19 protein-coding genes and 1 pseudogene are annotated in these 22,970 nt (G+C 59.3%); 14 read left to right on the plus strand and 6 right to left on the minus strand.

The features are described from left to right. Positions 1-118: 118 nt before the first annotated feature. The 4 genes from QEN71_RS41340 to QEN71_RS41355 all read left to right on the plus strand — a co-directional run bounded on the left by QEN71_RS41340 (position 119) and on the right by QEN71_RS41355 (position 5,078). Positions 119-1,291 carry a porin gene (locus tag QEN71_RS41340; protein WP_201658921.1) on the plus strand — a complete coding sequence of 391 codons (1,173 nt, stop codon included), beginning with the start codon at positions 119-121 and terminating at the stop codon, positions 1,289-1,291. Between the two features lie 171 nt (positions 1,292-1,462). After that, positions 1,463-2,614: a branched-chain amino acid ABC transporter substrate-binding protein gene (locus QEN71_RS41345; RefSeq protein WP_201658924.1), complete on the plus strand. Its 1,152-nt coding sequence runs from the start codon at positions 1,463-1,465 to the stop codon at positions 2,612-2,614. Positions 2,615-3,133: 519 nt separating this feature from the next. Beyond that, entirely contained in the window at positions 3,134-3,358 is a 225-nt protein-coding gene (locus QEN71_RS41350; protein WP_233472085.1) for an SDR family NAD(P)-dependent oxidoreductase, read from the plus strand. 583 nt (positions 3,359-3,941) lie between these two features. Then, positions 3,942-5,078, plus strand: coding sequence for a branched-chain amino acid ABC transporter substrate-binding protein (locus tag QEN71_RS41355; RefSeq protein ID WP_201658927.1), 1,137 nt, complete (start codon positions 3,942-3,944; stop codon positions 5,076-5,078). Between the two features lie 4 nt (positions 5,079-5,082). On the opposite strand, the gene QEN71_RS41360 is transcribed toward QEN71_RS41355, so the two are convergent. After that, positions 5,083-5,559, minus strand: coding sequence for an Lrp/AsnC family transcriptional regulator (locus QEN71_RS41360; protein ID WP_201658929.1), 477 nt, complete (start codon positions 5,557-5,559; stop codon positions 5,083-5,085). Between the two features lie 121 nt (positions 5,560-5,680). Here QEN71_RS41360 and QEN71_RS41365 point away from each other — a divergent pair, with 121 nt between their 5' ends. From QEN71_RS41365 to QEN71_RS41375, 3 genes are all read left to right on the plus strand, one after another. Beyond that, on the plus strand, positions 5,681-6,844 hold the full coding sequence (locus tag QEN71_RS41365; RefSeq protein WP_201658931.1) for a M20 aminoacylase family protein: 1,164 nt from the start codon (positions 5,681-5,683) through the stop codon (positions 6,842-6,844). 147 nt (positions 6,845-6,991) lie between these two features. After that, positions 6,992-8,221, plus strand: coding sequence for a diaminopropionate ammonia-lyase (locus tag QEN71_RS41370; protein ID WP_201658933.1), 1,230 nt, complete (start codon positions 6,992-6,994; stop codon positions 8,219-8,221). A 120-nt stretch (positions 8,222-8,341) separates the two neighbouring features. Continuing rightward, a complete protein-coding gene (locus QEN71_RS41375; protein ID WP_201658935.1) occupies positions 8,342-9,976 on the plus strand; it encodes an APC family permease in 1,635 nt (544 codons plus the stop codon). A gap of 118 nt (positions 9,977-10,094) precedes the next feature. Here QEN71_RS41375 and QEN71_RS41380 read toward each other — a convergent pair whose 3' ends face one another. Then, entirely contained in the window at positions 10,095-11,000 is a 906-nt protein-coding gene (locus QEN71_RS41380; RefSeq protein WP_201658937.1) for a GntR family transcriptional regulator, read from the minus strand. 53 nt (positions 11,001-11,053) lie between these two features. After that, positions 11,054-13,678: an aconitate hydratase AcnA gene (gene acnA, locus QEN71_RS41385; protein WP_201658939.1), complete on the minus strand. Its 2,625-nt coding sequence runs from the start codon at positions 13,676-13,678 to the stop codon at positions 11,054-11,056. A gap of 259 nt (positions 13,679-13,937) precedes the next feature. Between acnA and QEN71_RS41390 the strand changes: the two genes are divergently transcribed. The 6 genes and pseudogenes from QEN71_RS41390 to QEN71_RS41410 all read left to right on the plus strand — a co-directional run bounded on the left by QEN71_RS41390 (position 13,938) and on the right by QEN71_RS41410 (position 19,340). Continuing rightward, positions 13,938-14,999, plus strand: a complete 1,062-nt coding sequence (locus QEN71_RS41390; protein WP_201658941.1) for a lactonase family protein — start codon at positions 13,938-13,940, stop codon at positions 14,997-14,999. Positions 15,000-15,054: 55 nt separating this feature from the next. Then, positions 15,055-16,389: an MFS transporter gene (locus QEN71_RS41395; RefSeq protein WP_201658943.1), complete on the plus strand. Its 1,335-nt coding sequence runs from the start codon at positions 15,055-15,057 to the stop codon at positions 16,387-16,389. A gap of 131 nt (positions 16,390-16,520) precedes the next feature. Next, complete coding sequence (locus QEN71_RS44910) at positions 16,521-16,775, plus strand: porin (RefSeq protein ID WP_407675479.1); 255 nt, start codon at positions 16,521-16,523, stop codon at positions 16,773-16,775. Beyond that, positions 16,670-17,695 (plus strand): annotated as a pseudogene (locus QEN71_RS41400) (porin); the annotation flags it as partial. The gene QEN71_RS44910 and the pseudogene QEN71_RS41400, both read left to right, overlap by 106 nt. Before the next feature lie 585 nt (positions 17,696-18,280). After that, positions 18,281-19,015, plus strand: a complete 735-nt coding sequence (locus QEN71_RS41405; RefSeq protein ID WP_201658946.1) for a transporter substrate-binding domain-containing protein — start codon at positions 18,281-18,283, stop codon at positions 19,013-19,015. Positions 19,016-19,046: 31 nt separating this feature from the next. Then, complete coding sequence (locus tag QEN71_RS41410) at positions 19,047-19,340, plus strand: antibiotic biosynthesis monooxygenase family protein (RefSeq protein ID WP_201658949.1); 294 nt, start codon at positions 19,047-19,049, stop codon at positions 19,338-19,340. A 123-nt stretch (positions 19,341-19,463) separates the two neighbouring features. Here the strand turns inward: QEN71_RS41410 and QEN71_RS41415 are convergent, their stop codons facing one another. The 3 genes from QEN71_RS41415 to QEN71_RS41425 form a co-directional block, all read right to left on the minus strand. Continuing rightward, positions 19,464-19,658, minus strand: coding sequence for a hypothetical protein (locus QEN71_RS41415; RefSeq protein ID WP_201658952.1), 195 nt, complete (start codon positions 19,656-19,658; stop codon positions 19,464-19,466). A gap of 63 nt (positions 19,659-19,721) precedes the next feature. Next, positions 19,722-21,059 (minus strand): C4-dicarboxylate transporter DctA, encoded by a 1,338-nt coding sequence (dctA, locus tag QEN71_RS41420; protein WP_201658990.1) that lies wholly within the window; start codon positions 21,057-21,059, stop codon positions 19,722-19,724. 94 nt (positions 21,060-21,153) lie between these two features. Then, on the minus strand, positions 21,154-21,816 hold the full coding sequence (locus QEN71_RS41425; protein WP_201658955.1) for an aspartate/glutamate racemase family protein: 663 nt from the start codon (positions 21,814-21,816) through the stop codon (positions 21,154-21,156). Positions 21,817-22,009: 193 nt separating this feature from the next. On the opposite strand from QEN71_RS41425, the gene QEN71_RS41430 reads away from it, so the two are divergent. Continuing rightward, positions 22,010-22,951 carry a GntR family transcriptional regulator gene (locus QEN71_RS41430; protein WP_201658958.1) on the plus strand — a complete coding sequence of 314 codons (942 nt, stop codon included), beginning with the start codon at positions 22,010-22,012 and terminating at the stop codon, positions 22,949-22,951. The last annotated feature ends 19 nt before the right edge of the window (positions 22,952-22,970 follow it).

Raw genomic sequence — 22,970 nt, forward strand, 5'->3', positions numbered from 1 at the left:
CCCTGCTTTAGCGCGACACGTTGTTCAGATAACGCGTCGTCATAACACATTACATAATGAGGACTGAAAATTGAAAAAACATTACCTCGGAGTTAGGGCGGCTTTCGTTTGTGCAACCATGCTCGCCGTCCATTCCGCTTTCGCGCAAAGCAGCGTAACACTGTACGGCATCGTCGATACGGGTTTGGGCTACCAGTCGAGTTCGACTTCCCTAGGCTCGACATCGGGCGGGCGCTCGAGCTTCAAGATGATTACAGGGGTGTGGGCCGGCAGCCGGTTCGGCCTGAAGGGGGCCGAAGATCTAGGTGGTGGCACGAAAGCCATCTTTACATTGGAAGAGGGCATCAATAGCGCGACTGGCGCGATGTCCACGTCGAATCTGATGTTTAGCCGACAGGCATTCGTCGGTGTGGCCAACGGCACTTATGGCACGCTTACGGCTGGCCGCCAGTACACATCTTACTACCAGCTTCTTTTTCCTTATAGCCCAACGACGTGGCTCACCGGCTTCTACGGTGCACACCCTGGCGACGTAGACGGCCTGGATACGCTCTACCGCGCGAACAACACGTTACTTTACATGTCGCCTCAACTGTATGGCTTCAAGTTTAGCGGCTCCTATTCATTCGCGGGCGTACCGGGCAGCGTCAACCAAGGTTCGACGTGGACCACGGCGATCCAGTATTCGCAGGGGCCTGTCGGTATTGCGGTCGGGTTCTCCCGAATCAACAACTCGACGGTCGGCGGCGGTGCATTCGGCGCGGACTCGACGACGTCGAACGCGGGCGCGCAGACGGGCGTCTCGGCTGTGACGAACGGCTATCGCACGGCGCAGGCACAGCAGCGCTTCGCAGTCGGCGCGGGCTATACGTTCAACAGCCAATTCGACGTTACCGCGACCTACACGAACGTGCAATACATTCCCGGTGCTGGCTCGGCGTTTCACAGTGAGGCGATCTGGAACACGGGGGGCATTGTGCTGCACTGGAAGCCGACGGTCGCCTGGGACTTCGCGACGGGCTACAGCTACACCCGCGCGACGAAGGCCAACGGTATCACGAGCAACGCGCAGTACCAGCAGTTCAACCTGTCCGAGTATTACTCGCTGTCGAAACGCACGGGCCTGTACGCGTTGCAGGGGTATCAGCGCGCAAGCGGTCAAACACTCGGAAACAACGGCGCAGGAAACATCATCAACGCGACGGCTACGCTCGGCGACGGCTTCAATTCGACGCCTTCGTCTTCTCGCAGCATGGTGGGCGTAGGCGTGGGTATCGTCCACCGGTTCTAGTTCCGGTCAGGTGTGGCCAGACTCGACTGAACAGGCGAAACAATCTACTGCGGGTACCAGTCACGTAGACGGGAGAGCAGCCGATTGCCTGCGCGTCCACTAAAGCCATACATGAACTTCAGTTCTTTCTGAGGCTTTTCGCAAGACTCGCAGCCTCCCTTGGAGTAAGACATGAGGAATTTTAGCAGCCTGTTGTTGCGTGGTTTGATCGCCACAGCGATTAGCTCTTCGGCACCGACTCTGGCGGTTGCCGACACTATGGTCAAGATAGGGTTCGCCGGTCCCTTGACGGGCCAATACGCAAGCTATGGCAAGGATCTCCAGTATGGGGTTCAGCTTGCGTTGGAGGATGCGCGAGCGAAAGGGATTAACATCAATGGACAACCGGTAAGTTTCGAATTGATCGCAGAGGACGATCAAGGCGACCCGCGCGTCGCGGTGCAGGTCGGGCAGATGCTTATCGACAAGGGATCGAACTTTATAGTTGGCCACTTCAACTCCGGCACAACGATCCCCGCTTCGGCCCTTTATGAAAGGGCCGGCATTCCTGATGTCAATCCAACGTCGACTAACCCTTCGCTGAACCAACGCGGCTTCAAGAATCTGTTTTCGACCATCACAAACGATGCTCAAAATTCGGGAGCGGCGGCGAAGTACGCAGTCAACGTTCAAAAGGCGAAGCGCATTGCAATCATCGACGACCGAACCGCATTCGGGCAGAACCAAGCGGACGAATTCGAACGTATCGCCAAGGCTGCCGGCGGCAACGTCGTTGCTCACGAATATACTTCAAACACGGCCGTTGATTTTAGACCTCAACTGACGACCATAAAAGGACTTACACCGGACCTCATCTACGTGTCGACTAGCAATCCTCAGGCAGCTCTGATTGCAAAGCAAATGCGCTCGCTCGGGCTGCGAGCGGCATACGTCGGCGGCGGCGGCGTCAACACGACCGAGTTCATCAACCTAACGGGTCCTAGCTCGGAGGGGGATTATGCGTGGGAGCCCGGTCGTCCGCTCGAGTCCAACGCGGCAGGAAAAAACTTCGCCGAACGGTTCAAGAAGCGTTTCGGAGTGGATGTGCTGGCCTACGCGCAGTTCGGATATGATTCTACGCTCGTCGCACTTAAGGCGATGAAAGAAGCTAACAGCACGTCGCCAGCGGCGATCGGCGCGAAACTGCAAACGATTCAGTACGACGGCGTGACTGGGCAGATCGGCTTTAACGCTGACGGATCGAGAAAGGATGCTGCCTCGACGCTCTATCAAGTAAAAAATGGCAGATGGGTTCCCATCCATACTGAGGCCGGCGGTTCCTAACCTCTAGAGGCGCGGCGAATGACGTCGCACCGATTCGCATACTCGAGCGCTTTGGCTCTTTGATCCGCGGAAATGCTTGCCGCAGTATCGGCCATGAGTTGCGCTGTAACTCAGCAGGGCCAGACCGTCTTGTTTCGAGTAAGCCCACACATCGACAGCTAGTTACAGCGCCCTGCTAGCGCTCGAATCGTCGGCGCGGCTGTTCCAAAAGGCGACATTTATTGGTTTCCCGGAGCAACATCTTTTGCTTTACAAGGTAGCGACCTTTCGCGGGTTTAGCCGAGTTGGCGATTGAGTCCACGCTTTCTGTGGGTCACGAACATTGGGCTCCGCGTCGACGGGTCCAGGAAGGTCGCGAAGAGGAGCCAAGCGATGTAGCGCGTTTTCGTGAGTAGAAAGCATGGGACGACCATTCTGTGGGAATTATGAGGTTTCGATCAACTTAGTAAAACTCGTCGATGACCAAGGCTAACTTTCCCAGCTGCCCACGGCTCTGTCGCTAAGAGTCTCCTTGATGCCGTGGCGACACCAGGGCCGGCGGAGAACATCGTTGACGCAGACGCGCAGGCCATCCAGCTCGATGTAACGGATCAGGCGTCGAATGTCGCCGCGGCGCGCCAGATCGAGGACACATTGGGACGTCTAAATGCGCTGGTCAACAATGCGGCTATCTCACGTCGCCGAGCCGGGGACAGCCGTCGACGAAATGAGAGAGGGGGACAAGGTGGGCCGCGCAACAGTTGACGATATCCGCCTGGTGTTCGGCACGAACGGGTTCGGGGTTGTCGCCGTTACGCCAGGCGACGCTGCCGTTTCTACCAAAAGCAGCGGGCCGCATCGTCAACGTTTCCAGCGCTGGTGGGCCTCTCACGTTGAGGGACAATCGGTCCGATTACTCCCGGCAGTAGGAGGGGTCTATCAAGCGCCGAAAACAGCGCTCAGTAACGGACCCGCGAAGATAGAACGGGCAGGCGCCCGTCAGATGGATGCGATCTCCGATCTATGTCCCCGATTTTCCGGCGCGATCAACCGCGCCAACGCTCCAGGTCCGTAGCGGATCGCGGCACTAGATCGACCGAAGTGCTGCGGGGATGGCGTGCGTGCCCTGAGCGGATCTTCCATGTGGTGCTGACACGTTCGGACCGGTACGAATTATCGAAAATCAGCTCTGTCGCGAGCAAATTTTGCGAAAGCATGGGCTTTGCGAATTTTGGATATCGCTCAGGGCGCATACGATTTGAGCACGGTGACTACGCCAGTGCGTCACCCGGGCCAGTCCGGCGAATTCGCCGGGCCACGTCATACAGTCAACATCTCGCGTACGATCATGCCACTACTTCGACCTCTGATGAGCCTTGCCTTCACGGCGCTCGCTTTGCAGTCCCTCGCCGCTCACGCGGATATCACCGTTAAGATCGGACAGGTATCGCCCTTGACGGGCGAGCTGTCGCATATAGGGAAGGACGACGAAAACGGGGTGCGCCTTGCAATTGAAGACCTGAACAATCGCAAGATCCGTATTGGTGGACAGACTGTGACGTTCGTGCTCGATTCGCAGGACGACGCAGCCGATCCGAAAACGGCTGTGACAGTCGCACAGAAGTTGATCGACGACGGCGTCGCTGGCGTCGTCGGACACGCGAATTCGGGTACGTCGATTCCCGCGTCGAAGGTCTATTCGGATGCCGGCGTGCCAATGATCACCGAATCCGCGACCAATCCGAAGCTCACGCAGCAAGGCTTCACCAACGTGTTTCGCATGGTCGCGAACGACGTGAGACAAGGCACGGTAATCGGCACTTACCTTGTTCACGACCTCAATGCGAAAAAGATCGCGATCGTCGATGACCGTACGGCATACGGCCAGGGGCTCGCCGACGAGGTCGAAAAGGCCGTGAAGGCAGCGGGCGGCAATGTGGTGGCGCGCGAATACGGCACTGACAAGACCACCAACTGGATGGCCATTCTCACGACCATCAAGAGCCGTCAGCCGGACGGCATCGCGTTCACGGGCGGCGACACGCAGGCGGCTGCCTTCGTGCAGCAGGCGCAGAAGCTTGGACTGAAGGTCAAGTTCGTGGCAGGTGATGAGGCGTGCACGCCGCAATTCATCAAGCTCGCCGGCCCCGCGATGAGCAACGACGCTTACTGCACGCTGGCGGGGGTGCCGCCCGCGAAAATGCCGCAGGGGCCGGAATTCTTCAAGCGCTATCAGCAGCGATTCGGCGTGCCCGTGCAGTTGTATGCGCCCTACGCGTACGACGCGGTGATCGCGATAGCTTCGGCGATGCAGGCGGCTGATTCGACCGATCCGAAATCTTATCTGCCGAAGTTGCGCACCGCGAAACTGGAAGGCGTGACAGGCCCGATCCAGTTCGACGATAAAGGCGATATCCGTAACGGCGCGATCACGGTTCGCCAGTTTGATCAGGGCAACTGGTCCGACCGGACGGTCGTGCGCTAGCGCCTCACTTGCCGTCGATATCGACTGGCACGCTCAGTCCGACCTTCACGCGGCTCATGCTCACCAGCGTCTTGAAGCGCTTGACGTTGTTGTTCGAAAAGAAGAGCTGCCGCGTGAGGGCTGTGTATTCGTCCATGTTGCGCACCGTCAGTACCAGCACGAAGTCCCATTCGCCTGCGACGTAGTAGCACTGCTGGATCTGCGGGCATTGCGCGAAAGTGCGCTTCATCGCATCGAGCAGATCAATCTGCTCACTCTCGACTTCGACAGAAGCAATGATGGTTAGCAGATAGCCGACTTTCTCTGGCGCGACGACGGCGGTGTAGTTCTGAATTACGCCTTCGTCCGCAAGACGACGCAGTCGCCGGTTCACGGCAGCCGTCGACAGGTTCACGCGTGCGCCAAGTTCGTTTTGCGGAAGCTGCGCGTCGCGCTGCACTTCCATCAGGAGTTTGCGGTCGAAGTCATCCAGGCTGTTCATCGTCGTGCGCCAGAAATTGAAACGGGATATTTTTGCATACGGACCTCAAATTTGCGTATTAGATTTCTGTGTTGTCACAATAAAATTCCCCTATCCGATTGATTGACGAGGACCTCCAGGCATGGAAAACACGCTGCAGGGCCAGTTGAAGCGCTGGCGCCAGTATCTGCATCAACACCCCGAAACGGGCTTCGAGGAAGTCCATACTTCGGACTACGTGGCGAACGTTCTCACGACGCTGGGACTTGACGTTCACCGCGGCATCGGTGGAACGGGGCTCGTTGCGAACCTGACGGTCGGCGACGGGAGGCGGGCGATTGGACTGCGCGCCGATATGGACGCGCTCAATATTTCCGAGCAGGCGCCCGAGCGCGAACACGTTTCTCGTACCGCCGGAAAAATGCATGCGTGCGGGCACGACGGACACATGTCGATGATCCTGGGGGCCGCGCGTCTGCTCGCCGAACGGCGGGATTTCAATGGCACGGTCCGCTTCATCTTTCAGCCGGCCGAAGAGCATGGTCGGGGCGCGAAGGCGATGATGGCCGACGGCCTGTTCGAACGTTTCCCCATCGATGCGATCTTCGGCGCGCACAACATGCCGGGAATGCGAGCGGGAACATTTTCGACGCGTGCCGGCGGCATCATGGCAAGCGAAGACAACTTCGTCATTCAGATCAAGGGGCGAGGCACGCATGCCGCGCGCCCACACATGGGCGTGGACCCGATCGTCATCGCATCACAGATCGTGATGGCGTTGCAGACCATCGTTTCGCGCAGTCTGGATCCGAGTCTGCAGGCCGTGATTTCCTGTACGGAGTTCATTACCGACGGCCTGAGAAACGTGATCCCGTCGAACGTCGTGATCAGGGGCGACACTCGCAGCTATTCGCGCGAAGTGCAGGCGCTGCTGGAAACACGGATGCGTGAGGTATGCGAGGGCATTTGCCGCACGCACGGTGCCGACTGCCTGTTCGATTACACGCACGAATTCGCGCCGACGGTGAACTCGGAAGAGTTCGTCGGCGTCGCAGTACGGGCGGCACGCAATGTCGCGGGGAACGATGCCGTCGACGACAATGTCCAGCCCATGATGATTTCCGAAGACTTTGGTGCGTTCCTCCAGGCCGTTCCCGGCAACTTCATCTTCATCGGCAACGGCGATGGAACCGGCAGGGGCGCCACGCCGTTGCATAACGCCACCTACGATTTCAACGATGACATTCTGTTGACGGGTGCGCGGTATTTCGCCGAGATCGCGCGGCTCGAGATGCCAGCGACCTAGCGAACGCCCACTGTTCAGGGGCCTATCGGCCGACGACCTCTGATCAATTGCATCAATTTCTGCAACACGCTGTGGCGAACGCCCCGCCGCGAAGGTCTGCGCGGTGGCTCTTTGCCAATCAGTTACTCAGTACCGGAGTGAATAATCATGCTCGTAGCAAATCCGCGCGCAACGCGCAGCCCGTACCCCGACGCCTTGAAATCGATTCTCAACATAGAGAAGGCTGAAGAAAGCCGCTCATGGCTTTTCTGTTGGGACAAGATTTGTGCGGATGCCACGCCGCTCCGGGAATTACCCGGACTGTCCGCCAAACTGCATATCGGCAGCATCAGCGTCAAAGACGAGTCTGCACGCTCAGTCCTCGGAAGCTTCAAGGCCCTGGGTGCCCCGATTGCATTAGTGCGCCTGATTCAGCGGCTTTGGCCTGATCACGTTCTCGACGCGCGTGACCTGTTCGAAGGACGCTATCGCGAACTGCTCACGCATTTCACGGTGGTGAGTGCCACGGACGGCAATCATGGAAAGGGCCTGGCCGCTGCCGCACAGACGCTTGGATGTCATTGCGTGATCGTGCTCCACGCCAATGTGAGCGTCGAGCGCGAGCAGGCCATTGCTGCGTACGGCGCGGAAATCGTGCGGATCGCCGGAAACTACGATGAGTCCGTCGAAGAAGCGGCCCGCCTGGCCGCGGTAAACGGCTGGCACGTTGTTTCCGACACGTCGTACGACGGCTACGAGGATATCCCTCGCGATGTAATGCAAGGCTACGGCACGATTGCAGCAGAGATCGTCGCACAGAGCGACAGCCATCCGGACCGGCCCGCGTACACGCACGTATTTCTCCAGGGCGGCGTCGGCGGTCTGGCGGCAGGCCTGGCAAGTTACCTCTGGGAATTCCACGGAGAGCATCGTCCCCGCTTCATCGTTGTCGAGCCGCAGCAGGCCGACTGCCTCTACCAGAGTGCCCTGGCGGGACGCGCTGCCCGCGCGACGGGATCGGTTGATTCAGTGATGGCCGGCCTGGCATGCGGGGAAACTTCGCCGCTCGCCTGGCGGTTTCTGCAGCCCAGCGTCGATGACTTCATGACAATCAGCGACGATGACGCAGTAAGCGCGATGCGCACGCTCGCAGCAGGAGCTGATAACGACGTGCCGATCGTTGCTGGTGAGTCCGGTGTAGCGGGTCTCGCGGGACTGATCGTACTACTGCAGGATCAGCAACTGGCGCGAAAAGTTGGCCTGAATGCGGCCTCCCGCGTGCTGATTGTCAACACCGAAGGCGCGACAGCGCCCGGTACGTATCAGGCCCTGGTGGGCGAGGCTGCCAGCTCCGTTCTGGAACGCCAGTCGGCCTGGCGCGTTAATGCCATAGCCTGAGCGATTCGTCGCACCGTCATCGTCGGCGGATGACGGCATTGAAATGACTGGATGATAACGAAAGCGCTGCGGTGGCGATGCACGGCCACGCCCTGCTGACGCGATTCAGGAGACAATTTGATGAAGGATAACGTCAATCGAACGATCAGTCCCGTTGCGCTGCTCTTTACGGGGCTCGGCTCGATTATCGGCTCCGGGTGGCTATTTGGCGCCTGGCATGCTTCGAAGATCGCCGGGCCCGCCGCTATCATTGCGTGGATCATCGGTGCCGTCGTCGTGCTAGCCATCGCACTGACTTACGCAGAACTGGGGACCACGTTTCCGGAGTCAGGTGGTATGGTCCGCTATGCGCGGTATTCGCATGGTGCACTGGTGGGGTTTATCGCTGCGTGGGCGAACTGGATCTCGATCGTTTCGGTCATCCCGATCGAGGCAATTGCATCCGTACAGTACATGGCATCCTGGCCTTACCCGTGGGCCCATGCGCTAATGAGCGGCGAAGACCTGACGGCAAACGGGTTGTCTGTCAGCGCGTTGCTGGTGATTGTCTACTTCATGCTGAACTACTGGGGTGTGAAGCTGTTCGTCAAGACGAATACCGCCATAACTGTATTCAAGTTTCTTGTTCCCGGCGCGACGATTTTAAGCCTGATGTGGGCGGGTTTCCATCAGGAAAACTTCGCGCTCGGTACGGTTGGCGAGTTCGCGCCGTACGGTTTGTCTTCAATCCTGACGGCCGTTGCAACCAGCGGTATCGTGTTCAGTTTCAACGGCTTCCAGAGTCCGGTCAGTCTTGCCGGTGAGGCACGTAATCCGTCGAAGAGTATCCCTTTTGCGCTGATTGGTTCGATCCTGCTTGCGCTTGTCATCTATGTGATGCTTCAGATTGCATTCATCGGCGCCGTCACGCCATCGAGCATCGCATCGGGATGGCACGGTTTGAACTTCTCATCTCCGTTCGCTGAGCTTGCCATCACCCTGAACCTGAACTGGCTCGCCATTCTGCTGTACGTGGACGCCTTCGTCAGTCCTTCGGGAACCGGGACGATCTACACTGCAACGACGGCACGCATGGTGTATGCAATGGAGCGCAACCGGACGATGCCGGGCGTTTTCGGAACAATTCATCCAATTTACGGTGTGCCTCGGGCGGCAATGTGGTTCAATCTCGGGATTTCCTTCGTCTTTATGTTTTTCTTTCGAGGTTGGGGCACGCTCGCCGCAGTTATTTCCGTCGCCACGGTTATATCGTTTTTGACCGGTCCGGTCAGCTTGATGGCGCTCCGGAAGCACGCACCGGAGCTGCCCCGACCGCTACGCATCCGCGGCATGTCTGCGATCGCTCCGTTCGCATTCGTTTGCGCCTCCCTGGTGCTTTACTGGGCGTGTTGGCCGCTGACTGGGCAAATCATTCTGCTGATCATCGTAGCGCTGCCCGTCTACTTCTACTATCAGGCAAAAGCGGGGTGGGAGAACTTTGGTACAGAACTTCGAGCGGCATGGTGGGTACTATTTTATCTTCCTGCGATGGCGATGCTTTCACTACTGGGGGGACGGGAATTTGGAGGCATGGGACTCATTCCCGACGGGTGGGATCTGCTGACAGTCGTAGCGGTTTCCCTGGCGTTTTACCGTTGGGGTGTCAGAAGCGCACAACGCACGGAGTATCTGAAAGAACATGCCTGCGCGGAAATGCTGGAGATCGATGCACAGGACGCCTTGACTCCGGCGACGACACAGTGGCGCGTCGGATAATGGCTTTTGCGTCCGGTGCATGATCGTCAAAATTGTCTCACGGATCGGTCGTGCCGGATGCATCATTCACGCGTTGCGGTGGTCGATAGACACACGGTTCAATACATCTGCCGGGCCTTCAAGGAGCGTACCGCGACTCAAGGATCTCGCTGATACGCGAGAGCGCGTCGAGCGTATGCAGCAAGTGTTCACGCATCGCCTCCGACGCTTCTTCATTGCGCTCGTGTTCGAGCAGTTCCAGCAGATGCAGATGCTGCTTCGCGTGTTCAACGTAACGTTCGCGATGCTGCATCGAACGGTACGACAGCAGACGACGCACGCGGTTGACGCGCTTGATCGTGTCGATAAAGAAGCCGTTTCCCGACGCCTCGACCAGCGACTCGTGAAACCGCACACCGCGATCATGCAACTGGTCGGCCGTATCCGTTTCGATGCCGCCCGCGAGCAGATGCTTCTCGACCTCGCGACAGCGCTCCAGCACCTTGCGTTCGAGCCGGTAGCCCGGTTCCAGCAACGCCGCCGGTTCGAGCGCAAGCCGCAGCCGGTACGACTTCAGCAGGCTGTCGGGCGTGGTCAGCATCGGCGAGAACTGCCAGCCATAGCCCGGCTTACGGTCAGCCCAGCCTTCCTGCGCGATGCGTCCCATCACGGCCGTCAACTGCGCGTTCGTCAAACCATAGCGTGTGCGGATCAGCTGCTCGGAGAAATCGTCGGGCAACTGGCCTTTTAATCGGTCATCCGCGATCTGGAAATACACGCTCGTTACGACGTCCGTTTCCGCGAGGCCCAGTTCGTCCACAACATCGGCGAGCGGCTCGACGACAGGCTTGGCGACGAAAAACCCGCGATTCTTCTCGCGCGTCAGGATGCCCTTCTCATGTAGCAAGGCCAGCGCCTCGTTGACGGGCGAGCGCGACACGCGCAAACGGTCGGCCAGCATTTGTGCGGGCAGATGTGCGCCGGCGTCGAGTCCTTCCGTCTTGATCAGTTCAACAATCTGGGTCGCAATGGATCTGTCGATCATGTGAGTCGTGCCTTCTGCTTTCTGCGTATCGCGTGAACGCAGCGGCGGCGGGTCTAAGCCTCCTGCGTCAGCAAACTTTTCTGCAATATCAGCGGGATCACGCCCCCCGAACGCAACAGGGTGCATTCGAGTTGCGTTTCAACGGCCGCCGTCGCCTCGATGGGTTGCACGCTGCCATTAGCGCGAATCACGCGCACGGCAATCTTGCAACGAGGCAAAAGCGTATCACCCGCGGCGTCGACTTCGAGCTTATCACCTGGCCGAAGATCGAGTGTGTCCGGGCTCGTGCCGGGCGCGAAGCGCAGCGGCAGGATGCCCATGCCGATCAGATTCGATCGATGGATGCGCTCGAAACTCACGGCCAGCACCGCGCGGATGCCGAGCAGCCGTTGACCCTTGGCCGCCCAGTCGCGCGACGAGCCCGTGCCGTAGCGCTCGCCCGCAACGAGCACAACGGCATCGCCGTCCTGCTGATAGCGCTGCGCGGCTTCGAAGATCGGCAGCACGTCGCCGCTCGGCACATGCAGCGTATGCGCGACGGGCATGCCGGGGCGCAAGTGGTTGGCGAGTGTACGGTTGTAGAAGGCGGCGCGTACCATCACTTCCCAGTTGCCGCGCCGCGAGGCGAACACATTGAGATCGTCGCGGTCGTCGCCGCGCGCCACCAGGAAATCGGCGACATAGCTGTCTTTAGGAATCGCACTGGCGGGCGAGATGTGATCGGTTGTCACGTCGTCGCCGAGGACCAGCAGCGGATAAGCTGCGTAATGCCCCAACTGGCTGCCCTCTGCGATCGAAGCGAACGGCGGACGGCGCAGCGCCGTCGATGCCGGATTCCAAGGAAAGCGCGCACTGTCCGGCGCGTCGAGATCATGCCACGCCGGGTTGCGGCTCGCGAGCGCGAAGGCGCGCGGATAGTCGTGAGGATCGGCGGAGGCGCGCAGCAGTGCGCCGACTTCTTCACGCGTTGGCCAGAGATCGCGCAGATAGACGGGCTTGCCATCGGGTGTCTGCTGGATCGGCTCGACGCTCAGATCGCGTTCGGCGTCGCCCGCAAGCGCAAAGGCAATCACGAGCAGCGGCGACATGATGAAACCGAGGTCGAGATCGGGATGAACGCGGCCCGGGAAATTGCGGTTACCTGACAACATCGCGACGGGATAGATGCTTTTCTGCGCGAGCGCCTCACGGATCGGCGCCGTCAACGGCCCCGAGTTGCCGATGCAGGTCGTGCAGCCATAGCCGACGATATCGAAGCCGACGGCCGACAAATCGTCGATCAGATTTGCACGTTCGAGGTATGAGGCAGCAGCGGGCGAGCCCGGCCCAAGCGACGTCTTGACCCATGAGGGCGGTTTCAGGCCCAACGCGCGCGCTTTGCGAGCAAAGAGGCCAGCGGCAATCAGCAACGCGGGATCCGAGGTATTCGTGCAACTCGTGATCGCGGCGATCGCCACGGGATGCTTTGGCATCGACGGATGATGCTGCGCCGGTTCGAAAGCAAGCTTGGCGAGCGCCGCCGCTGTCTGCGAGTAGTCGAGCAGATCCTGCGGACGGCGCGGCCCGGCGATATGCATGCCGATGGTGCCGAGATCGATCTCGATCGCGCGCGTGAAGCGCGGCACGGCCCGTGGATCAAACCAGAGTCCCGCGTGCCGCGTGAACGCTTCGACGAGCGCGATGGACGCCTCTGAACGGTTCGTCGCGCGCAGATAGTCGAGCGTGTGCTGGTCGACCGGGAAAAAGCCCGTCGATGCGCCGTATTCCGGCGCCATGTTCGCGACGACGGCACGATCGCCCGCGCTCAGCGTTGAGACACCGGGCCCGAAGAACTCGACGAACTCACCCGACACGCCAATCGCGCGTAGCCGCTGCGTAACGGTCAGCGCGAGATCGGTGGCGAGCACGCCCGGCCGCATCGCGCCCGTCAGTCGCACACCGATCACATCGGGAATGCGCTGCATCACGGGCATGCCGAACATCACCGTCTGCGCTTCGAGTCCGCCCACGCCCCAGCCCAGCACGCCGATGCCGTTGATCATCGGCGTGTGACTGTCGGTGCCGATCAGCGTATCGGGCACGGCCCACTGCTCGCCATCGCGCCCGACGGTCGTGACGACGGTCGCCAGTTGCTCCAGGTTGATCGTATGCATGATCCCCGTGCCCGGCGGATGGATGCGCACGCCCTTCAACGCCTTCGATGCCCAGCGCAGGAAACGGTAGCGCTCCGCATTCCGCCGCAATTCAAGCGCGAGGTTCTCAGGCGCTGCGTCCTCCTGCGCGAAGTACTCGACGGCGAGCGAATGATCGACGGACGAATCGACGGGCAACACGGGATTGAGCAACGCCGGATCTGCACCCGCTTCCGCCAGCGCGTCGCGCATGCCGGCGATGTCGACCAGCGCCGGCGTGCTCGTCGTGTCATGCATCAGTACTCGGTTGGGCTGGAACGCAATCTCGTCTTCGCTGGTCGCTCGTGCCGTCCACGCGAGGATGGCTTCGACAGCTTGCCGCCGTTCTTCGCCCTCCCTGTTGCGGACGACGTTCTCGAGCAGCAGCCGCATCACGACGGGCAATTCGCGCAGCCTGTCGCCGAACAGTGCAGGCAGATCGACGTAGCGACACGACGCGCCATCGATGCTCAGGCGGGCTTCAGTGGGGGAGTAAGTGTTTTCCATGACTGTATTTTTGCACTTCTACAGTTAAAAATGCAATCTAGTGCAAACCCCAGATACAATAAATGCGGAGACATCATTTAAAAAAACCGACCATGACAGCGGTGGTTCACCGGACGAAGCGGCACCCGACGGAGCCCGGCGGCGCATCGTTCAGGGCGTCGCGGCGGTCGGCGTGCTGGCTGCTATCGGGCCCGTCGCACGGTCGGTTTTCGCGGAGGAACAGGCGTTGCGCCAGACAAATCTCAAAGGAAGGAAACCCATGTTTGCTTATGTCGGATCGCGAACCACTCGCGAACGGAATGCCCACGGCGAGGGCATCAGCGTCTATCACGTCGATACGGAAACGGGCTCGCTCGAACTCGTCCAGCTTGTCAAAGACCTGGTCAATCCCTCGTTTCTCGCGCTCAGCAGCAACGGCGAGCGCCTCTACACCGTGCACGGCGACTTGAGCGACATCAGCGCGTTCAAGGTCGACAAGGCAACGGGCAAGCTCACGTTTCTGAACCGGCAAAGCACGCAGGGTAAGAATCCCGTGCACCTCGCGCTCGATCCGACCGGGCGCCATGTCGTCGTGTCGAACCATATCGGCGCGAGTCTCGCCGTGCTGCCCATTGCCGAGGATGGCTCGCTTCAGGAGTTGACCCAACTGGTTCACCTCGAAGGTCCGATCGGTCCGCATCGCGTCGAGCAGAAGCAGGCCAAGCCGCACTTCAATCCGTTCGACCCGACGGGCGAATTCGTCATCGTGCCGGACAAGGGACTTGACCGCGTCTTCACGTTCCGTTTCAAGGACGGGCAACTGACGCCCGCCGCGCCCGCGTTCGTCGCATCGCGCGAAACATCGGGGCCGCGTCACCTCGCGTTTCATCCGAAGGGCACGCATGCGTATGTCGTCAACGAACTCGATTCGACTGTGACGACGTATCGCTATTCGGCGAGCAACGGCGAATTGGTGCCGGTGCAGATCGTCTCGTCGTTGCCCGATACGTTCACGGGCAACAGCCGCGCATCGGAGATCGAAGTGGACCGCACGGGGCGCTTCGTCTATGCGTCGAATCGCGGCTTCGACAGCATCGCGGTGTTCCGTATCGACCAGGCGACAGGCCACCTTTCTTTCGTCGACGCCGAGCCGACCCTGGGCCGCACGCCGCGCTTCATGACGGCGACGCCGGACGGACGCTTCATGTACGCGCTGAACGAAGACAGCGACACGATCGTCGCGTTCTCCGTGAACCCGACGACAGGACAACTCAAGCCGACGGGCTTTTCGACCCAGTCGGGCAGCCCTGTTTGCCTGGTGTTCTCGCAACATCACGCGTAACCCGCAAGTCGGATTTCAAGGAACCTGGCGGGCGGGCCCGCCAGTGGAGACACACATGCAAGCCAAGCCAGCCACGCAGGCCATCGACGAGCGCGCGCTCGTGAGCAAGATCGCCTGGCGGATCATTCCGTTCGTTTTCATTCTCTACATCATTTCGTATCTGGACCGCGCGAACATCGGCTATGCCGCGTTGCAGATGAACCGCGATCTCGCGTTGAGCAGCGAGGCGTTCGGTTTCGCGTCGGGCATCTTCTTCATCGGGTACTTCCTGTTCGAAGTGCCCAGCAACGTGATGCTCAACAAGTACGGCGCGCGCGTGTGGATTGCGCGCATTCTCGTGACGTGGGGCATCGTCTCCGTCATTTCGGCGTTCGCGCAGAACGCGACGCAACTGTACGTGTTGCGCTTTCTTCTGGGCGTCGCCGAAGCGGGCTTCTTCCCGGGCATCATCGTCTATCTGACTTACTGGTTTCGCGCGAAGGAACTTGCAACGACGGTCGCGCTTTTCACGGCGGCGATTCCCGTGTCGTACATCATCGGTGCACCGCTGAGCACGTGGATCATGGACAGCGTCCATTGGCTCGACTGGAGCGGCTGGCGCTGGATGCTGGTGCTCGAAGGCGCGCCGGCGCTGATCGGCGGCATTCTGTGCTTCGTCTATCTGACCGACAAGCCTGCCGACGCCAAGTGGCTCAGGCCCGAAGAGCGCGAGTGGCTGCTGAACGAACTGGCCAACGACCGGAAAGCCCACCCGAATGCCAAACATCTGGGTGCGCTCAAGGTGATGGCGAATCCGAAAGTGCTGTACCTGTCGTTCATCTACTTCGTGTATCAGTGCGGCAGCCTTGGCGTCGGCTACTGGATGCCGCAGATCATCAAGGGCTTTTCGAAGTCGTTGAGCCATACACAGGTCGGTCTCATCGCGATGATTCCCTACGTGTTCGCGACGATCGTGATGGTGGCGTGGTCGCGCAGTTCGGATCGCCACGGCGAGCGGCGCCTGCATTCGGCGATTCCGCTTGCCGTTGCTGCGCTTGCGCTGCTCGGCGCTGGACTCGCGACCAACCCGTATGTATCGATCACGATGATCAGCCTGAGTCTCGCGGGACTGTACGCGTTCAAGTCGCCGTTCTGGGCGCTGCCGACGCTGTTTCTCACGCGTTCGACGGCAGCTGTATCGATCGCTGTGATCAACTCCGTCGGTAATCTGGGCGGCTTTGTCGGACCGTTTGCAATCGGCTATATCAAGGGAACAGGTCAAAGCGCGACGCCCGGTTTGCTGTTTCTCGCGGCATTGCTGGTCGCCTCGTTCCTGATGACGTTCTTCATCCGCATCAACGAGCAGCGCGTAACCGATGCACATGGCGCGGTTGCCAATCAGAGTCACTAAACGTCCGTTGCGATTTGGGGCGTGGGAGCCCACGCGCCGGACGTCCCTCAACCCGGCATAAAACAACAGCTTTTCCGGAGGAGATTTTTTCAATGAAGAAGTCAGCAATACAATTAGTCATACTTATCACCATGACGGGGTCGGCTTACGCGCAAAGCAATGTCACGTTGTACGGCATTATTGACAGCGGCTTGAACTACACGAACAACGTGCAGACGGCGAGGACGGCGACGGGACTCGCAGGCGGACATCAGATTGCGATGATCGAAGGTGGCTCGGCAGGCCTGCAGGGCAGTCGATGGGGTTTGAGAGGCGCGAAGACCTTGGCGGCGGACTCAAAACGATCTTCGTCCTTGAAAGCGGCTTCTATAGCAACAACGGCGTGATGAACCAGGGTGGCGCGCTGTTCGGACGCCTAGCCTATGTCGGACTGAGCAATCCCGTTGGAACGATTACGTTAGGCCGTCAGTACGATCCCGTCGTGGATCTGTACGGACCGTTTCTCGCCGCGCCGCAATGGGGCGGCTACATGAGCTCGCATCCCAGCGACCTCGACAATGCGCTGAACTCGCGACGCATCAACAACTCGATCAAGTTCCGCAGCGCGAACTACCGCGGCTTGACTGTCGAAGCGATAATGAACCTCGGCGGCACGCCAGGTTCGTTTTCGAGCAACTGGATCTGGGGCGCGGGCGCCGCGTATGCAAACGGCCCATTTTCGATCGGTGCGGGCTACCTGAACATCCGCAACCCGAACACCTCGTTCTTCGGTGCGAATCCCAATGCGGGCCCGGCGACGACAAATAACCTCGGCTGCTTCGGCAGCGCGACCAATCCCGTGTTCGCCGGGTACGCATCGGCGAATCGGCTCGAGATCGCGGGCGTGGGTGCAGGCGTGACGTTTGGTTCGCTCAACGTGAATCTGGCCTACTCGAATACGCGCTTCCAGGATATGGGTTCGTCATCCGGACCGAATCCGCTGCGCTATCGAGGCACGGCCGCTTTCAACAACGCGGAAATCAACGCGAAGTATCAGTTCACGCCTTCGCTGCTCGCGGGCGTCGCGTACGACTACACGCGCAACGGCGGCGCGGGTGGCAAGGGCGGTGCGAACTACAACCTGTTCAGCGCGGGCGTCGATTATTTTCTGTCGAAGCGCACAGACGTCTACACCATCGCGGTCTATGAGAAAGCGAGCGGTACGGACTCACTCGGGCAGAGCGCTGTTGCGCAGATCACCGGTTTGACGCCTTCGGCAACCGACAAGCAGGTGTCGCTGCGGGTCGGAATTCGCCACAAGTTCTAATGGACTGGTGCTACGACATGCCATGATCGATTTTCAGGGCAGTGCGTGAGATCACTCGAATGGCCATCGTGTCGCCAGGTTGAGCCGTTCGAGTGATTCCAGCGAGTTGAAGGGTGAGGGTCGGAAAGACACATTGTGTGATCAGCGAAAGTCCCGGCCGAAACTATTGAATCGAGACTGTATTGTATTTTGTTAATTTGAAATACAATGAGCCGACACTGATCGACATCTACACATCAGGAGATGCGACTTTGACCATGCGTCGCAGATGTTAGCGCTCCGTCGATCCACCCGAAGATGATCGGATTGCGCTTTTGCGGCGCGCGATCGTTCTCCGGCCGGTTCTCGAACGCGCAATCTGGAATAACGGATTAGACGGGTGCAGACGCGCCGACGAATCCAACTTGTGTTGACGCGAAGAACCAGTGAAGCCGGAGTTGTGCTTCAACTCGGAGGGAATGCCGATTCGTGACGCGACCTTCACGCTCGGACGGCGTCGCAGGTAGAGCGCCGATATTGGCTTGCGCGTACGCGAGCGTCCCTGACCAATTCCCTATCCTCGAATTAACCTGAAAGAGTCTATAGATGAACGCTGATGCATCCATCATTCGCGCATTTGCACCAACCGGGAAATTGCGCGCATCGATCAACCTTGGCAACCCGATTCTTGCCAACCGGGAATCTGGCGGATCACGGCCTGTCGGTATTTCCGTTGACCTTGCTAGCGAACTCGCGAAACGGCTTGGTGTCGAGCTTGAACTCGTAGTGTTTGATACTGCAAGAAAATCCGTCGAAGCGATCACTGAAGAACGGGCCGACATCGGATTTTTTGCCGTTGATCCTGTCCGCGGTGCCGAGATCGCCTTCACCGCGCCGTATATTCTCATCGAGGGCCGGTACCTCGTCCGAAATGAATCGCCTGTCACCCTGAACGAGCAGGTGGACGTGGTGTCCAATCGCATTGCAGTGGGTCAGGGCACTGCTTATGATCTTTTCCTCACCCGAGAAATCAAGGCAGCAAGCCTGGTACGCACGGCATCATCCCAGGTCGTCGTCCAGACTTTTCTTGACGAAGGGCTTGAAGTTGCCGCGGGTGTAAAGCAGGTTCTGGAGATGGAAGCAGCGAAGTATCCGGGGCTGCGCCTGCTTGACGAAGCCTTTATGATCATCCGGCAAGCGATGGGGGTCCCAAAGTCGCGCGGTTCGGACGCCGCCCGCTTCCTTGCAGCATTCGTCGAAGACATGAAAGCAGGAGGCTTCGTAGCTCAGGCAATGACGCGACACGGCGTTGCAGGAGGTTCGGTGGCGCCGCCCGCATGAATGGCCCCTGTCAACCGTAAAGGAGGATCTGATGGTTTTTGAACTGGCTCACATCGTGATCTTGCCCGGCAAAGCCGCTGAATTCGAGGCGGGCGTCGCCGAGGCGGTTCCCCTTTTTCTGCGAGCGAAGGGTTGTGGTGGTGTGAAGTTGCATCGGACCATCGAGCATCCAGAGCAGTACGTGCTGCAGGTCCAATGGTCGAACGTCGACGATCACATGATCACCTTCAGGGAGTCAGCAGACTTCCAGGAGTGGCGACGACTCGTCGGTTCTTACTTCAAGGAGCCGCCTGTCGTGGTTCATACCGAAGTTGTCGTGGAGTGATTCGAACCCAATCAGCTCCGTGAGGTCTTTTCAGAACGGCGGCCAATCCGGTCGCCGTTTTTGCTGGCCACTGTCGCGGGAAGAGTTCTGAGGCGGCCGTCGTGTCGCCGCCGTCACCCGTGACTAACCAGGATGGGCCGTTTCGGCCTGACACGCTCCAGTATTGCGTTTCGCCCGTCGGTTTTTCCGTTGAGCCTCCGGGATCAGATCGGACTCGATATTTTGCGAGGCCTCAGACTGAGCGAACGCGTCCTGGATAAACAGAAACACTGTCGGAATGGCGAGGCCGCCGACAACAAAAGTACGCTGGAAAATCATACGTGCTCCGTTACGGGTGTTCACTAGAAGACGCGTTAGAAGCTTGATCTGATACCCGAGACGTTACGACCCGGCCGGCCGGTGTACCTCCGTCACTGCAGCAGGAACGGATTTCGGTGCATCTGCATCGGAAAGCTCTTCCTCGACGTCGGACTGGTGAAAGAGCGCTTCACGCATCTTTTGCGGGTCGAACGCCTTTTCCCATTTCGCGATCACGACTGCTGCTACTGCGTTGCCGATAATGGATGTGACGGATCTGGCCTCCCCCATAAAGCGATCGATCCCGACGAGAAGTGCGATCGCGCTCAGGGGAAGAACGTGAACGGCAGAAAGCGTCGCGGCCAGTGCTACAAAGCCACCGCCTGGCACGCCGCTCATACCTTTCGAGGTGACAAGGCCCATCGCAAGGATTACGAGTTCCTGACCCAGCGTCAGATGCGTGTTGGTTGCCTGCGCGATGAAGACCACGGCCATCGTCAGGTAGATGCAGACGCCGTCGAGGTTGAACGCATAACCCGTTGGAACGACCAGACCGACAACGGATTTCTCACACCCCATGCGCTCGAGCTTCTCGAGCAGGCGGGGCAGGGCCGGCTCTGCACTCGATGTACCCAGAGTGATCAGGATTTCTGTCTTGAGGTAAGCGATAAATCGGAAAATATTGATACCGCACAGCTTCAGAACACCGCCGAGAACCACGAGCACGAACACGATGCAGGTGACGTAAAACGCCATCATCAACTGGCCGAGGGCAAGCAGGCTGGTCAGGCCATACTTGCCGACTGTGAAGGCGATGGCACCGAACGCACCGATGGGCGCGAATTTCATTACGAAGGTGACAACGCCAAACATCGTGTGCAGAAATTCATCGACGATTTTCACCAGCGTCGCTGACCGCTCACCTGCATGCGCGAGCGCCAGTCCAAACAGCACGGCGATGAAGACCACGGGAAGGATGTCGCCGTGAACGAATGCGCCGACGAAGCTCTCGGGGATGATATGCATGAAGAAGTCCTTGATGGACTGCTCCTGTGCAACTTTCGCGTAGCCCGCTACCGAGGACAGATTCAGCGTCTTCGGATCGACGTTCATCCCGCCACCGGGATTCATCACGTGTCCGACTATCAGGCCGATAGCGAGCGCCCCCGTCGTGACAACCTCGAAATAGATAAGCGCCTTCAGGCCGACACGTCCGACAGCCTTGATATCGCCCATCTTCGCTATGCCTGTAACGACAGTCGCGAACACGATTGGCGCGACAAGCATCTTGACGAGCTTGATGAATGCATCGCCCAGCACTTTCATGTCCGTGCCAAGCGCCGGCTCGATTGCACCGAATGCGACGCCTAACGCCACGCCGATCAGAACCTGCACGTAAAGTGGCTTGACTACCTTGCCGATAGAAAATTGCACGAGTGTCTCCTGATGCTACAGGCGGGCCGCCTGCGAGGGGGCGCGGATCTTTGCCTGCGCCCACGTATCGTTTGTCTGATTTTCAGCGGTTCAGTAACGCCTTGAGTTTCCTGACCGCGCTGTCGGGCGTAGTCAGCGTCGGCCGACCGGAAGCCGCCTGCGCGGACGCTAGCGCACTCGTCATCGAAAACTGCGCGAAGCAGATGACATCGCTGTCTGCGGCGCGCGCGCACACGTCGGCGATCAGGCTGTCGTGCGTCTTGACATCTCCGGCCTGCAGGGCAGGCCAGGCGCCCTCTACAAAATGAGAGGCAATCTGAAGATCGGGGTACTTGCCTGCGGCGGCTTCAGCAAATTCCTGGGCAATGGGTGCAAGCGCTGGCTGGAACGTCGCGATCAGCGCGATCCTCCGACCGAGGGCCAGCGCCTCCTCAATCATTGCCTCGTTCGGCTTGAGCACGGGTTGTCCAATCCCTGCACGGGCTGCCTCGATAGCCGGACCGAACGCGGAGCAGGTAAACAGGACGCCATTGGCGCCAGCTCCGAGCGCATACTGGACGAGAGACGTAAAGCGGGGCGTCATCGCGCGAATGTCCCCACGGGCGCGCTGCAGATCCGCGGTAAGCGAGTCTTCCAGAAGGTTGTAGGTCGTGACTTCCGGCCACAACCGCGTGAAGCTTTCAGTGATCGGTGAGATCGACAGCGGCGTTGCATGAATCAGTTGGATGCGTGGTGTGCCGTTCATGTTAGTCGAGGAATGAAATTGTATTTGCTCGCAATATAGTACATTGTCTAATGCGGCGATGCTCGGGAAGACCCGAACCTTTCAAGTCAGGCCGATTTGGGGCTAGTCATGTGTCGCAGACGTGAGTGAAATGTGTTCTCTTTCGCGGGGCAACAATTTGTGGTATCAACGCCTAATCCACCAGATATTCACCATGAAAACTGAGACAAATGGCGCGCTGGCCGATCAGGTAGCAGCGAAAATCATTGATATCGCCCGGACCCGCTCGCTACCCGCTGGAGAGCACCTGCGGGAGGAGGCGCTTGCCTCGGAGCTTGGGCTTTCCCGGTCTCCTGTCCGGCGAGGACTAGCCTTGCTTGCCCAGCATGGGATCGTCGTGAAGGAGCCGAACAGGGGGATCTTCCTTGCTGTCGACGCTCATGGAATTGACATCGCAAAGCTGCCGTTCGGCGCCGATCCGCAGGAGGATCTGTATCTGCGTGTTGCAGATGACTGCCTGAGCGGGGAGATCCCTGAAGAGTTCTATGAGGCGGAGCTCCTGCGGCGTTTCGACGTCCCGCGCGGGCAACTGCTCAAGGTGCTTTCACGGCTTGCTAACGAGGGGATGATTTCGCGCAAGCCTGGTCAGGGCTGGCGGATCAATCCGTTCCTCCATGACCGCGAGGCGCACGTTCAGAGCTACCGCTTCCGGATGGCTATAGAGCCGGCTGCACTGCTCGAACCCAATTTCCGCATCGATAAGGCCGGGTTTGCGAAGGCGAGGAAGATACAGACGGAGATGCTCGAAGGCGACATCTTCAAGCTGCCTCGTTCCATGCTCTTTAAAAACGGTTCGGAATTCCATGAGATGCTGGTGCGGTGTTCGGGCAACCGCTTTTTCATTGAGGCGCTGGAGCGCCAGAACCAGCTTCGCCGGTTCATGGAGTACAAGGCGGCAACGGACCGCCCCCGTCTGATTCGGCAATGTCAGGAACACCTTGAGATGCTCGATCTGATCGAGAGCGGCAGCCGTGATCATGCCGCCGCGTTTATGCGCAAGCACCTGGACGTGGTCAGCAAGATCAAGGCGCAAGCCGAAGAAAAAGAAGAGCAGGAAGCTGCTGCCCGTCAAGTCCTTCCCGAAGCACATTTCTGAAGGTCCGCCCGGTGGGCCT

This window comes from Paraburkholderia sabiae (assembly GCF_030412785.1).
In the GTDB taxonomy this organism is placed as follows: domain Bacteria; phylum Pseudomonadota; class Gammaproteobacteria; order Burkholderiales; family Burkholderiaceae; genus Paraburkholderia; species Paraburkholderia sabiae.